The sequence below is a fragment of the Mycobacterium sp. SMC-17 genome, assembly GCF_045310915.1.
GTDB lineage: Bacteria > Actinomycetota > Actinomycetes > Mycobacteriales > Mycobacteriaceae > Mycobacterium.
The window spans coordinates 21254-34485 of record NZ_JBJIAK010000020.1; the positions used below are offsets into that span (position 1 = coordinate 21254).

Annotated in this window: 11 protein-coding genes and 1 pseudogene; all 12 read left to right on the forward strand. The window is 65.9% G+C overall.

Annotated features, from left to right (window positions below; genetic code table 11):
* Positions 1-219 precede the first annotated feature (219 nt).
* Positions 220-1275, forward strand: coding sequence for a LuxR C-terminal-related transcriptional regulator (locus tag ACJH7A_RS14800; protein WP_406774993.1), 1056 nt, complete (start codon positions 220-222; stop codon positions 1273-1275).
* A complete protein-coding gene (locus tag ACJH7A_RS14805) occupies positions 1272-2345 on the forward strand; it encodes a response regulator transcription factor (protein WP_406774994.1) in 1074 nt (357 codons plus the stop codon). Before ACJH7A_RS14800 ends, ACJH7A_RS14805 begins: the two co-directional genes overlap by 4 nt.
* A 330-nt stretch (positions 2346-2675) precedes the next feature.
* Positions 2676-3449 carry an MlaE family ABC transporter permease gene (locus ACJH7A_RS14810; protein WP_406774995.1) on the forward strand — a complete coding sequence of 258 codons (774 nt, stop codon included), beginning with the start codon at positions 2676-2678 and terminating at the stop codon, positions 3447-3449.
* 7 nt (positions 3450-3456) lie between these two features.
* Positions 3457-4311 carry an ABC transporter permease gene (locus tag ACJH7A_RS14815; protein WP_406774996.1) on the forward strand — a complete coding sequence of 285 codons (855 nt, stop codon included), beginning with the start codon at positions 3457-3459 and terminating at the stop codon, positions 4309-4311.
* 3 nt (positions 4312-4314) lie between these two features.
* Positions 4315-5733 carry an MCE family protein gene (locus tag ACJH7A_RS14820; RefSeq protein ID WP_406802217.1) on the forward strand — a complete coding sequence of 473 codons (1419 nt, stop codon included), beginning with the start codon at positions 4315-4317 and terminating at the stop codon, positions 5731-5733.
* A gap of 39 nt (positions 5734-5772) precedes the next feature.
* On the forward strand, positions 5773-6798 hold the full coding sequence (locus ACJH7A_RS14825; protein ID WP_406774998.1) for an MCE family protein: 1026 nt from the start codon (positions 5773-5775) through the stop codon (positions 6796-6798).
* Complete coding sequence (locus ACJH7A_RS14830; protein ID WP_406774999.1) at positions 6795-8138, forward strand: MCE family protein; 1344 nt, start codon at positions 6795-6797, stop codon at positions 8136-8138. The genes ACJH7A_RS14825 and ACJH7A_RS14830 overlap by 4 nt, the downstream gene beginning before the upstream one ends.
* A pseudogene (locus ACJH7A_RS14835) lies at positions 8138-9430 on the forward strand (MCE family protein). Before ACJH7A_RS14830 ends, ACJH7A_RS14835 begins: the two are co-directional and overlap by 1 nt.
* On the forward strand, positions 9427-10581 hold the full coding sequence (locus tag ACJH7A_RS14840; RefSeq protein ID WP_061009820.1) for an MCE family protein: 1155 nt from the start codon (positions 9427-9429) through the stop codon (positions 10579-10581). Before ACJH7A_RS14835 ends, ACJH7A_RS14840 begins: the two are co-directional and overlap by 4 nt.
* Positions 10582-12033: an MCE family protein gene (locus ACJH7A_RS14845; protein WP_061003053.1), complete on the forward strand. Its 1452-nt coding sequence runs from the start codon at positions 10582-10584 to the stop codon at positions 12031-12033. It abuts the gene before it with no gap.
* The gene (locus ACJH7A_RS14850; RefSeq protein ID WP_406802218.1) at positions 11997-12623 is read left to right on the forward strand and encodes a mammalian cell entry protein; all 627 of its coding nucleotides are present in this window, start codon (positions 11997-11999) and stop codon (positions 12621-12623) included. Before ACJH7A_RS14845 ends, ACJH7A_RS14850 begins: the two co-directional genes overlap by 37 nt.
* Complete coding sequence (locus tag ACJH7A_RS14855) at positions 12620-13228, forward strand: hypothetical protein (RefSeq protein WP_267325085.1); 609 nt, start codon at positions 12620-12622, stop codon at positions 13226-13228. Before ACJH7A_RS14850 ends, ACJH7A_RS14855 begins: the two co-directional genes overlap by 4 nt.
* Positions 13229-13232 lie beyond the last annotated feature (4 nt).

Genomic DNA, 13232 nt, shown 5'->3' on the forward strand with positions numbered 1-13232 from the left:
TCAGGACATAGCCGGGCGGTTGGTTCGGGTTTTTTCGTCGGTTGCGGACATAGTTAGACAGCTGTCGCCCGCGCAGAATCTGCGTAGCAACATTCCGAACGGTTGTTGAACGCGCATCGATCGCAGCTGGGCAGAGCTGCCGCGTGTCGACCCGTCTGGCCGCGCACCCGCGGAACATTTTGGGACCAGTCCTGATTTGACCTCAAGGCAGGGGAGTGAATGGCCACGCTCATCGCCGGGCGCACCGAGATGACGACAGACGCGGACCCGCTGCACTCGCTGGGCCGCAATCATCGTGATCCCGGAGCCCACCGCGAGCTGGACCGGCACCTGGACCGCTTCCGGCGCCGCCTCGAACGTCAGCGTGCGGCCGGCACCGCGACCGAGGACCTGCTGGCCGGCGTCCAGCGGCTCCGGCGTGAGCTGAGCGGTCGCGCGGTGTCCCGTGGTGCCGGACGCCTGACCGCCATTCGCCATGCTGTCGATTCGCTGCGTGGCACCTCGTCGCGCGACACCATCAAGGCCGCGATGACGCTGTTGTGCCGGGACTTCGGATTCAGTCGGGTCATGGTCTCCACGGTCCGTGAGGATGACTGGCTGCCGCGGTATCTGCATGGCCGTGGTGCGACATCGTCTTCCTTCCACGGCTTTTCGGTGGGCCTGCCCGTCCGGTTCGCGGACTCCGAGGCGGAGACCGCCCTGGTCCGTGGGCGACACGGCGTCGTCGTATCCCGTCCGACCGCATCGGCCCGGCAGGACTACCTCGCGGCGCCCATCACGGTCGGCGGCGCCGTGATCGGGATGCTGCACGCCGACTTCCCCGACGCTCCCGACACCACGGTCATGGATCAGTTCGATCTGCTCGAGGCGTTCGCCGAATGCCTGGCCGTGGTGTACGAGCGGGCGGTTCTCGAAGAGAAGGTGTCGCAGCAGCGCGTCGAGGTCGACAAGCTCTGCGCCACAATGGATCAACTCATGACGCAGCGCGGGCCGGCCGGCGCCCCGGCCTCGGACGCGGGCTCTGCCGCGGTGGCCGAGCCGGCCGGCGTTCCCGCCGCACCACTCGAGCTGACCCCGCGGGAGCGGGAAGTCATGTCCTACGTGGCGACCGGTGCCACCAACCGCGACATCGCGCGGTGCCTGCAGATTTCGGAAGGCACCGTCAAGTCGCATCTCAAGCGCATCGCCGAGAAGTTCGGCACCACCAACCGCGCGGCCGCCCTCGCGATGTATCTGGCCATGGACGCCGGCGTGGGGAGCGGACGGTCGCGATGACGCGGCGTGCGATGGTGACCAGGCTCAATCAGATCGACGGACACCTGCGCAGCGTGCTCAACCTGCCGACATCGGCCAAGGCCACCACTCTTGAGCAGGCCATCGCCAACTCGGCGGCCACGACCGAGGAAGTGCTGTTCGGCGATGACGGCGAGGGCATCGCGCTCATGCCCGCCGTGGCGCAGCGGCTGCTGATGGCGTCGTTGCAGGCGCAGGTCGAAGCGAGACTGATCAGCGGTGACGACTCCGGTGCCACAGCGCGGTCGGTGATCGACAGCATCCGGCGGTTGAAAGCCGCCCCGTCGTTGCAGGCGCTCGAGCGCCAGGTGTGCGCCGAACTGTGCCATACCATCGGGTTCAGCAGCGCAGTGCTGTCGTCGATAGCGCCCGACAAGTTCATCCCCACGACATCGCACGGCACACACGGCACCGGAAAACCGGTGCCGCGCAACGCCGCTCTCGCCGAGCAGGACTGCATCAGGTTCCGGCGGATCGTCCACGCCGGCGACGGTGAGGTGCCGGCCACCGAAGGTTTCCGTGAAGTTCTGGGTGCCGCGGACTATCTGGTCGCGCCCATCGTGGTCGAGTCGAAGGTGGTGGCGCTGGTCCACCTGTCGCGTGCGCGGGGCGCCATCGCCGATGGCGACGTCGACACGCTGGGACTGCTGCTCGCGGTGTACTCGTTCGCCTACGAGCGGCTGCTGAATTCTGAGCGGGTGGAACAACTTCGGGTATCGATCATCGGAGCCGCGGCCCGCTTGGCGCAGGAAGCCGACCGCATTGCCAGAACGGCCGTCAGCCTGGATGCCGCCGATGACGAGGACGTGTTCGAGACGGACGCGGCGGTCGATGCCGTCACGGCGGCGTTGTCCAACCGCGAACGCGACGTGTTCGCCAGGATGGTGCGCGGCGACTCGAATGCCGAGATCGCCGACGAACTCGTCGTATCGGTGGAAACCGTCAAGACGCACGTGAAACGCATCCTGCGCAAGATCGGCGCCGCCAATCGGTTGGAAGCCATCACTCTCTACATGGACGCGCAAGCCGGATTCGGTGAGCAGGCGCGATAGTCGCCATTGTTTCAGTGTCCGCAGGGCTATTCCATAATTGCCGCTGTGGTGAATTAACAAGTGCTCAGAATTTTCCATTCTGATGCGATTTCTGGAATTACGTGATATGGCTTATTTGTGCGTTTTGGCGGATTTCGCATTCCGCCACGCTGACATGTGATGCAAGACACATGCATCACTCCGATGGGGGACACATCACAAGACCGAATCCCTCCATCTGGAGATGGTTGGCGTCTGAACTGCATTGATAGCGTCTTCACCCATGTTGGCCGCAGCGATCTTGTATCGACGATGCGCAGTGGATTCGGCGTTGGAAAGCGCGGGCGACGAATGGTAGCGATTACGCGCGCGGCGGCCAAGCCCGTCACCTCATTGGGCGGCTTCTTCGCCATGACGTTCGACACTTTCGTGCAAATGTTCCAGCCGCCGTTCGCGTGGCACGAATACGTCATGCAAACATGGTTCGTCGCGCGCGTGTCGGTCCTGCCGGCGCTGCTGCTCACCATGCCTTTCGCAGTGCTGCTGACATTCACCTTCAATATCCTGCTGACCGAATTCGGCGCCGCCGACTTCTCCGGCACCGGTGCAGCGATCGGCACGGTGAACCAGATCGGCCCCATCGTCACGGTGCTGGTGGTTTCCGGGGCCGGCGCAACGGCGATGTGCGCCGACCTCGGGGCGCGGACCATCCGCGAGGAACTCGACGCGCTGCGCGTGATGGGCATCAACCCCATCCGTTCGCTTGTGGTGCCGCGCGTGCTGGCGGCCACCACGGTGGCGCTGGCATTGTCGGCCACGGTGATCCTCGTCGGTCTGACTGGCGCCTTCCTGTTCTGCACCACGGTGCAGCACGTCTCACCGGGCGCCTTCGTCGGCGGCCTGAACCTGTTGACCGGACCGGGGGACATCATCGTCGCGCTCATCAAGGCGACGTTGTTCGGCATGGCTGCCGGCCTGATCGCCTGCTACAAGGGCACTTCCGTGCGCGGCGGCCCCGCGGGGGTGGGCAACGCCGTCAACGAGACCGTGGTCTTCACCTTCATGGTGCTGTTCGCCATCAACGTCATCGTGACCGCCGTCGCGATCCAGTACACGGTGTCGTGAGGGAGAGATGACTGTCGACGTTCCCAGCCGCAGGTTCCCGCGGCTCGACAAGCTGACCAAGAGTTCGGTCGCCCGCTGGAACCGCATCGGTGAGCAGGGCGCCTTCTATTCGCACGCCATCGGATCGATTCCCGATGCCGTCGTCAACTATCGTGCGGAGCTGCTTCGGCTCATTGCCGCAACGGGTTTGGGCACGGGTGCGCTCGTCGTTGTCGGCGGTACTGTCGCGATCGTCGGCTTCCTGACCATGACGACGGGTGCCCTCGTGGCAATCCAGGGCTACAACCAGTTCTCGTCCGTCGGATTCGAGGCCCTCACCGGGTTCGCGTCGGCGTTTCTCAATGTCCGGATGATCGTGCCGGCGACCACCGCGGTGGCGCTGTCGGCCACGATCGGCGCCGGCGCCACCGCGCAGATCGGCGCCATGCGGATCAACGAGGAGATCGACGCCCTCGAAGTGATCGGCATCCGCAGCATCACCTACCTCGCGTCCACCCGGGTGCTGGCGGCCGTGGTCGTGGTGATCCCGCTGTACTGCGTCGCGGTCATGATGGCGTTCTTCGCCGCGCGCATGGGTACCACCACCGTCTACGGACAGGGCGCCGGCGTGTACGACCACTACTTCAACACGTTCCTCAACCCGACCGATCTGATCTGGTCGTTCGTTCAGTGCGTTGCCATCACCGTCGTGATCATGTTGGTGCACACGTACTTCGGGTTCGCCGCCTCCGGCGGTCCGGCCGGTGTCGGCGAGGCGGTGGGGCGCGCGGTGCGCCTGTCCATGGTGATCGCCGCCGTGGAAATTGTGTTCATCTCCCTGGCCATCTACGGCCAGTCCGGCAACTTCAACATGGCGGGTTAGCCAGTGGAAGCGCGCAAGGGAGATCGCCGGATCTCGAACTCGTGGTGGGCCCTCATCCTGATCGCCGCCGTTGTGCTGTTCATGGTGGTGACCGTGGTCATCTTCACCGGTGCGGCCAAATCCTATGTGCCGGTGACGGTCATGCCCGACCGTGCGGGTCTGGTGCTGGAGAACAACGCCAAGGTCAAGATGCGCGGCGTGCTGGTGGGCCGCGTCAGCCAGATCGACGTGAGCAACTCGGGGGCGACCCTGCAACTCAAGCTCGACCCGGACCAGGTGAAGTACATCCCCGCCAATGTCGCCGCGCAGGTGAGTGTTACGACGGCATTCGGCGCCAAGTTCGTCGACCTGGTGTATCCGCAGGCGCCCAGCAGCACCCGGCTGGCCGCCGGTGCGGTGCTGAAATCCCTGCACACCACAACCGAGGTCGACACCGTCTTCGAGAACATCGTCAACCTGCTCGACATGGTGGATCCCGCGAAACTGAACTCGGTGCTCAGCGCCGTCGCCGAAGGCGTCCGCGGCCAGGGTGAGCGAATGGGCCAGGCCACAACGGATCTCAACGAGGTGCTGACGGCGCTCAACTCGCGCTCGGACAAGATTCGTGACGACTGGCGGTCGTTCAAGCAGTTCAGCGACACCTACGGGGCGGCCGCGGACAACATCGTGAAGATCCTCAACGCCGCCAGCACCACGAGCAGCACCGTGACGGGCAAGGCCAAGGCGCTCGACAGTCTGCTGATGAATGTCATCGGATTCTCCGAGGCCGGAACGGATCTGCTGGGCCCGAACCGGGACAACCTCGTCGATGCGATCAACGGGCTGGAGCCCACGACGAGTCTGCTGCTCAAGTACAGCCCGGGATACACGTGCTGGCTGGAGGGCACCAAGAAGTTCCTCGATACCGGCGCCTGGGGCGTGTTCGGCGGCGCCGATGGTCGCTCACTGATCCTCGACGCGACGCTGCTGCCGGGCAAGAACCCGTACGTGTTCCCCGACAACCTGCCGATCAACGGGGCGAAGGGCGGACCGGGCGGACAGCCGGGCTGTGGCTCGCTGCCCGACGTCGCCAAGAACTTCCCGGTGCGGCAACTGATCACCAACACCGGTTGGGGCACCGGGCTGGACATCCGACCGAACCCGGGCATCGGCAGCCCCTGCTGGGGTCAGTGGTTCCAGAGCACCCGCGCGGTACCGCAGGCCCCGAGCATCCGGCAGTGCCTGCCCGGGCCGGCTCCCGGTCCGATCCCGTACCCCGGTGCGCCGCCCTATGGCGCACCGCTGTACGGCCCCGGCGGGGTGCCGCTGTGGCCCGGCGTGCCACCGGCGCCGCCCAATCCCGCTGACGCACAACCACAGTCGGAGCCGATACCGGCGCCGGCCGAGGCACCGCCGCTGCCGGCCGAGGCAGGCGGGAACTGACCGTGATGACCAACCAACGACCGAGACAGGAGGGCAGTCGTGGAGAACCTTAGGGGCACGTTGGTGCGCCTGTCGGCGTTCCTGACGGTCTGTCTGCTTGGCACCGTGGCCCTCTGGGCGGTGTTCGCGGACCTGCGGTTCGACGAGGGGCACACCTATTTCGCCCGCTTCGTCAACGTCTCGAACATGAAGAAGGACAGCCACGTTCGCATCGCGGGCGTGGAGGTGGGCCAGGTCAAGAACGTGTCGATCAACCGCGATTCGACGGTGACCGTCGAATTCACCGCAGACAGTTCCGTCGTACTGACCGAAGGCAGCCGTGCGGTGATCCGGTACGACAACGTTGTCGGCGACCGGTTCCTGGCCCTCGAGGAAGGCGCCGGCGGCACCAAGAAGCTCAATGCGGGCGACACCATCCCCGTCGACCGAACCCAGCCCGCGCTGGACCTCGATGCCGTCATCGGCGGCTTTCGCCCGCTGTTCTCGGCCCTGAGCCCCGACAAGATCAACGATCTCAGCGGGCAGTTGATGCAGGCGCTGCAAGGGCAGGGCCCGTCGATCGGGTCGTTCCTGGCGCAGGCCGCGGTGGTCACCAATACCCTGGCCGACCGCGATCAGCTGATCGGGCAGGTCGTCACCAACCTCAACACCGTTCTCGGTACCTTCGGCGGCAAGAGCGACAAGCTCGACAAGGCCGTGGTCTCACTGTCGGAGCTGGTTGACCGCCTGGAACAACGCAAGACCGACGTCTCGAACGCGGTGGCGTACACCGATGCGGCGGCCAACTCGATCGCCGGCCTGCTCACCGAGGCCCGGCCGCCGCTGGCCAAGACCGTGCACGAGGTGGACCGGACCGCCGGAATCGTGCTCGCCGACCACGACTACTTCGACAACTTCCTCAACACCCTGCCCGACAAGTACAAAGCGCTGTCGCGGCAGGGCATCTACGGCGACTTCTTCAGCTTCTACCTGTGCGACGCGGTGCTCAAACTCAACGGTAAAGGCGGACAACCGGTTTACGTCAAGGTGGCCAGCCAGACCACGGGACGGTGCACGCCGAAATGAAACCTTTTGCCGAGCGAAGCCATTTCGCCCTGGGCGCGATAGGCGTCAGCGCCGTGGTGATCGTCGCCACTGTCGCGCTGCTGTTCCAGAAGATTCCGTTCGTCAGTGGAACCACCACGTACTCCGGATACTTCGAAGACGCCAGCGGCCTGCATACCGGTGCGCCCGTGGACATCTCGGGGTTTCCGGCGGGCCGGGTCGCCAGCATCGACCTCGACGGCCCGCGCGTGCTGATCAAATTCACCGTCGACGACGACGTGCACCTCGGCGAGCGCACCGAGGCCGCCATCAAGACCAAGGGTCTTTTGGGCAGCAAGATGCTGGAAGTCGTCCCCAAGGGTGACGGCGACCTCAAGGGCACCATCCCGCTCGAGCGGACCGTATCGGCATACCAGCTGCCGGACGCCCTCGGTGACGTCACCAACGCGATCAGCGGCCTGGACACCCATCAGCTGTCGGACTCGCTGGCCACCGTCTCGGAGGCATTCGCGAACACCGCCCCCGATCTGCGGGACGCGGTGAACGGCATCGCGCGGTTCTCCAAGACGCTGAACGATCGCGACGCGCAACTGCGCGGCCTGCTGGACAACGCCGCCAAGGCGACGACGGTGCTGGCCAAGCGCAGCGACCAGGTGGTGAGCCTGGTCAAGAACACCAATGCGCTTCTGGTGCAACTGCGTTCGCAGAGTGCCGCGGTGAGCCGGCTGTGGCACAACCTGTCGGCGGTCGCGCAGCAACTTGAGGGTCTGATTGCCGAGAACCGCTCGCAACTCCGGCCGGCACTGGACAAACTCAACGGCGTCGTGGCGATGCTCGACAATCGCAAGGAGCGGCTGCAGCAGGCCGTCAAGGGACTGAGCCAGTACGCCCTTGCACTGGGTGATGCGGTCAGTTCGGGCCCGTTCTTCAAGGCGTACATCGTCAACCTGTTGCCGGGTCAGTTCGTGCAGCCGTTCGTCGACGCCGCGTTCTCGGACCTCGGCGTCGACCCGAACACGAAACTGCCGTCGCAGCTTCAGGATCCACAGACCGGGCAGCCCGGCACCCCGCCGCTGCCGGTGCCGTTCCCGCGCACCGGCCAGGCCGGCGACCCACGGATGACCATTCCGGACGCCATCACCGGCAAGCCCGGCGATACCGCATGCGGCCCACCGGGAATCCCATTGCCCGGCCCCGGCTGCTACCCCGTTCGCGAACCGCAACCGGCCCCGCCGCCGGGCGGGCCGCCACCCGGACCACCGCCGCTCGCACCCGGACAGACCGCCATGCCGGAACCACCGAAGACCCCGCCACTGCACGTGTCGGATCCCGTTGAAGCACCGTCGCCAGGAGGACAGTGATGAGCAAGCTGTCCACACGTCTGCTCGTCGTGGCAGCCGTCTTGGCCCTCGTCGTGGGCGGCGGCTACTTCGCCGTGCAGGCATTCCAGCGTGCATCGCGCAACGAGGTGGTGGGCTACTTCCAGAACACCAATCAGCTGTTCAGCGGCGACGATGTGCTGATCCAGGGGGTACCGGTCGGCAAGGTCGAGAAGATCGAACCCGGGCCCGAAAAGGTCAAGGTCACCTTCTGGATCGATGACAAGTACAAGGTGCCGGCCGATGCCAAGGCCGTCATCCTGTCGCCACAGCTGGTGACCGGCAGGGCAATTCAGCTGATCCCGCCCTACCGCGGCGGGGCGACGTTGCGCGGCGGCGCCGTCATCCCGCTCGATCGCACGGCGGTGCCCGTGGAGTGGGACCAGGTCCGCACCCAACTGCAGCGAGTGGCCGATCTGCTCAAACCCGACCAGCCGGGCGGGGTCAGTACCCTCGGCGGCTTCATCAACACCGCGGCCGACAATCTGCGCGGGCAGGGCGCCAGCATCAGGGAATCGGTGATTCGACTGTCGCAAGCGGTGTCGATCCTCGGTGACCACAGCAATGACCTGTTCTCGACGTTCAAGAACCTGTCGATCCTGGTGTCGGCGCTGCAGGACAGCACCGGCTTGCTGGAACGGTTGAACACCAACCTGGCCGAGGTGACCGGTCTGGTCGCCGACGACCCCAACAAGGTCGGTCAGGCACTGCACGACATGAGTGCAGTCGCCGACGACGTGCGATCCTTCGTCGCCGACAACAAGGAGGCCGTCGGCACGGCATCGGACAAGCTGGCGTCGGTCAGCACCGCGATCGTGGGCAGCCTCGACGACATCAAGCAGGTATTGCACGTCACACCAACAGCTTTGGCCGATCTCAACAATATCTACGAGCCGGCGGTCGGTTCACTGACCGGCATCCTGGCGGCCAACAACTTCGCCAATCCGGTGAGCTTCATCTGCGGTGCGATCCAGGCCGCGTCGCGCCTGGGCGCGGATCAGTCGTCGAAGTTGTGCGCGCAGTACCTGGCGCCCATCGTCAAGAACCGGCAATACAACTTCCTGCCGCTGGGCGTGAACCTGATGGTCGGTACCCAGGCGCGGCCCAATGAGGTGACCTACAGCGAGGATTGGATGCGCCCCGACTAAGTCCCGCCGTCGCGGCCTGCGGCCCCGGTCGCACAGCAGGCGGCCGCGGCACCCCAGACCGTGCCCACCGACGCCAACGCCGGCCTCGCCGGGATGATGACGCCGCCGGCCGGAGGCGGATCATGAGTCGCCTTCGGTCCGCCGGGGGCGGCGTCCTCACCGCGCTGGCGCTACTGGCCTCGGCCGGCTGCTCGGACTGGCGCGGCGCCAACAGCCTGCCGCTGCCCGGTACCGAGGGCGGTGGGCCCGGAGCGTTCGAGATCCAGGCGCAGATGCCGGATGTCACCAACCTGCAGGAGAATTCGCGGGTCCGGGTTTCCGACGTCACGGTCGGCACGGTCACCAAGATCCAGCGGCAGGGTTGGCACGCGCTGGTCACCATGCGGCTCAACGGTGATGTCGACGCGCCCGCCAACTCGACCATCAAGCTGGGCCTGACCAGTCTGCTGGGCACGCTGCACATCGAGCTCGGGCCGCCCAAAGACGGCCACCCGCAAGGCAAACTGCATCAGGGATCGGTCATCCCGCTGGCGAGCAGCGGCAGTTTCCCGTCGGTCGAGCAGACGCTGTCGGCAGTGTCGATGGTGCTCAACGGCGGTGGCATCGGCAACGTCCAGGACATCACCGAAGCCTTCAGCACGGCGTTCCACGGGCGTGCCGAGGACCTGCGCAGCCTCATCAAACAGCTCGACACGTTCACGGCCAACGTGAAGGACCAGACCCCCGACATCATCGCGGCGTCCGAGAGCCTGAACGTCGTCGTCGGCAAGTTGGCCGCCAGCCAGCCGGTGCTGGACCGGGCTGTCGACACCGTCCCGGAAGCGCTCGCGGTGCTCAATGGTGAACGGGAGAACCTCGTCAAGGCCGCCGACAAGCTGAGCAAGTTCGCGGCGCTCGCCGCCGACACCGTGGACCGGTCAAAACAGAACGTGATCAAGGAATTACGTGATCTGGGACCGACGCTCGAACAGCTCGCCAACGCCGGGCCGGCCATGACGCGGGCGTTGAGCTTCATTCCCACGGTGCCGTTCCCGAGCGACACCATCGAGAAGTGGCAGCGCGGCGACTACGCGAACCTCACCGCGATCGTCGACCTCACCCTCAGCCGCATCGATCAGGCGTTCTTCACCGGTACCCGCTGGGAGTGCGACCTGACCGAGCTGGAACTGCAGTGGGGCCGCACCATCGGCCAGTTCCCCAGTCCGTGCACCGCCGGCGGGCCGAACAACCCGGGTAATCCGCTGACCATTCCGTACCGCTGGGATCAGGGGCCGTAAATGCATCTCGACAAACGCGTGAGAATTCAGCTCGCGATCTTCGCCCTCGTAGCCCTGGTCGCGGTGACGATGATGAGCCTGATCTATATGCAGTTGCCCGCCAAGCTTTTCGGCATCGGGCGCTACGTGGTCAAGATGGAGCTGCCCGAGACCGGCGGCCTCTACGCCACCGGCAACGTCACCTACCGCGGCACGGTGGTGGGCCGGGTGCAGTCTGTCGGGCTCACGCCCACCGGGGTGCAGGCCGAGCTGTCGCTCAATTCGGGCACCGACATTCCGTCCGACGTGCAGGCCGACGTGCACAGCCAGATGGCGATCGGTGAGCAGTTCGTGTCGTTGACGCCCCGGGGTACCGGCTCGCGACCACTGAAGGACGGCGACGTGATCCCGCTGGCGCACACCTCGGTGCCGCCCGACATCAACACCGTCATCGACTCGCTGACCAAGGGGCTGCAAGCGGTGCCCAAGGACAACCTGAAGACGGTCATCGACGAATCTGCCACGGCTGTGGGCGGTTTGGGGCCGGAGCTCTCCCACATCGTGAAGGGCGGCAGCCAGCTGGCCATCGACGCGCGCGCCAACCTCGACCCGCTGCTGAGCCTGATCGATCAGGTCAAACCCGTGCTCGACTCGCAGAACAACACCTCGGGTGCCATCCAGGCGTGGGCGGCGAACCTCGCCACGGTGACCGGTGAGCTGCAGGCACAGGACAAGGCCGTGGGCACCCTGCTCGACAAGGGCGGACCGGCATTCGGCGAGATGGGGCAGTTGTTCAACCGGCTGCGTCCGACACTGCCGATCCTGTTGCAGAACCTGGTGTCCATCAACAAGGTGGCGATCACCTACCAGCCGAACCTCGAACAACTTCTGGTGCTGCTGCCGCGCACAACCGAAGCGGCGCAAGGCGTCACGTTGGCCAACCGCGACACCAAGCAGGCCTACAAGGGCGCGTATCTGAGCTTCAATCTGAACCTCAACCTGCCGCCGCCATGCACCACCGGGTATCTGCCGGCGCAGCAGATGCGCAACCCGGCCTTGGAGGACTACCCCGAGCTGCCGGCCGGTGAGCTGTACTGCCGGACCCCGCAGGACGGCATGTTCAACGTGCGCGGTGCCAAGAACCTGCCGTGCGAGACGGTGCCCGGCAAGCGCGCCGCGACCGTCAAGCAGTGCGAGAGCAACGAGCCGTACGTGCCTCTCAACGACGGCTACAACTGGAAAGGCGATCCCAACGCCACCTGGACCGGGCAGGACGTGCCACAACTGCGGCCGGGCTCGGCCCCGCCTCCGGGCGCGCCGCCACCGCCACCGGTCGCCGTGGCCGAGTACGACCCGGCCAGTGGGTCGTATATCGGCCCGGACGGAAAGACCTATACCCAAGCCGATTTGGCCCACACGGCTCCGAAGGAGAAGACATGGCAGAGCATGATGACGCCGCAGCCGGGGAGCTGACCGAGGGCGCAGTCGCCGTCCTCGATCCCGAGATCGATGACATCGAGGAGCTCGATGATGCCGACCCGGGTGGTCCCGACGAGCGCGTCGACGAGCCCGCGAAGCCAAAGCGGGTGCGCCGGCTCGCGGCGGTGCTCGGGCTGGTTTTGGTGGTTGCGCTGAGCGCGCTGGTCGGCTGGCTGGTGGTCCGCACGCATCGTGCGACCGACGTCGACGAGCGGCAGAGCCAGATCGTGCAGGTCGCCCGGCAGGGCGCGTTGAACCTGACGACCATCGACTGGCAGCGCGCCGACGCCGACGTCCAGCGCATCCTCGACAGCGCGACCGGCGAGTTCTACGACGACTTCGCCAAGCGCTCAGCACCTTTCATCAAGGTCGTCAAGGAGGCGAAGTCGACGTCCACGGGCTCGATCACCGAGGCCGGGCTGGAATCGGAGGCTGGTGATTCGGCGCAGGTGCTGGTCGCGGTGGCCGTCAAGACCTCCAATGTCGGTGCGCCGGAACAACAACCACGCGAATGGCGGATGCGCCTCGCGGTGCAGAAAGTCGGAGATGTGATGAAGGTGTCGAACGTGGAGTTTGTGCCGTGAAACTGATCAAGACCCGCGGCGGCGAGGCCGCAGCTGAAAAAACTTTCGAGGCAACGGCATCGGTGGATGAGCTCGCCGCCGATGAGTGCGAAGGTGCGGCCGAGGTCGACGCCGCAGAGACCACCGACGCGGCGCCTGTCGTCCCACGGCGCCGCGTCGCGTGGGCGAACGTGGCGGTCTACGGACTGCTGCCCGCCGTCGTCCTCGCGCTCGGCGGGGCGGCCGGCTACCTGCAGTGGAAAGACGTGTCGCTGAGCCGATCCGACACGGCCAAAAAGGAATCCACGAAGGCCGCCACCGACGGCACCGTCGCGCTGCTGTCCTACAAGCCCGAGACGGTCGACAAGGATCTGGAGGCCGCCAAGAAGTACATGACCGGCAACTTCCTGAACTCCTACACCCTCGCTCACCCGCGACGTGGTGATCCCCGGGTCCAAGCAGAAGAAGATCTCGGCCGTCGCCACCGTACCCGCGGCCGCCTGGACGAAGGCGACGCCGAACCATGCGGTCGTGATGCTGTTCGTGGATCAGACGATGATCATCGGCGACAGCGCCCCGACGAGTACCGCGTCGAGCGTGCGTGTGACGCTCGACAAGGTCGATAACCGT

Excerpts from the sequence above, each read along its gene's own strand:
- ACJH7A_RS14850 (WP_406802218.1), top strand. The coding sequence starts at position 11,997 with ATGGCAGAGCATGATGACGCCGCAGCCGGGGAGCTGACCGAGGGCGCA.
- ACJH7A_RS14845 (WP_061003053.1), top strand. The coding sequence starts at position 10,582 with ATGCATCTCGACAAACGCGTGAGAATTCAGCTCGCGATCTTCGCCCTC.
- ACJH7A_RS14830 (WP_406774999.1), top strand. The coding sequence starts at position 6,795 with ATGAAACCTTTTGCCGAGCGAAGCCATTTCGCCCTGGGCGCGATAGGC.
- ACJH7A_RS14810 (WP_406774995.1), top strand. The coding sequence starts at position 2,676 with ATGGTAGCGATTACGCGCGCGGCGGCCAAGCCCGTCACCTCATTGGGC.
- ACJH7A_RS14800 (WP_406774993.1), top strand. The coding sequence starts at position 220 with ATGGCCACGCTCATCGCCGGGCGCACCGAGATGACGACAGACGCGGAC.
- ACJH7A_RS14805 (WP_406774994.1), top strand. The coding sequence starts at position 1,272 with ATGACGCGGCGTGCGATGGTGACCAGGCTCAATCAGATCGACGGACAC.
- ACJH7A_RS14815 (WP_406774996.1), top strand. The coding sequence starts at position 3,457 with ATGACTGTCGACGTTCCCAGCCGCAGGTTCCCGCGGCTCGACAAGCTG.
- ACJH7A_RS14840 (WP_061009820.1), top strand. The coding sequence starts at position 9,427 with ATGAGTCGCCTTCGGTCCGCCGGGGGCGGCGTCCTCACCGCGCTGGCG.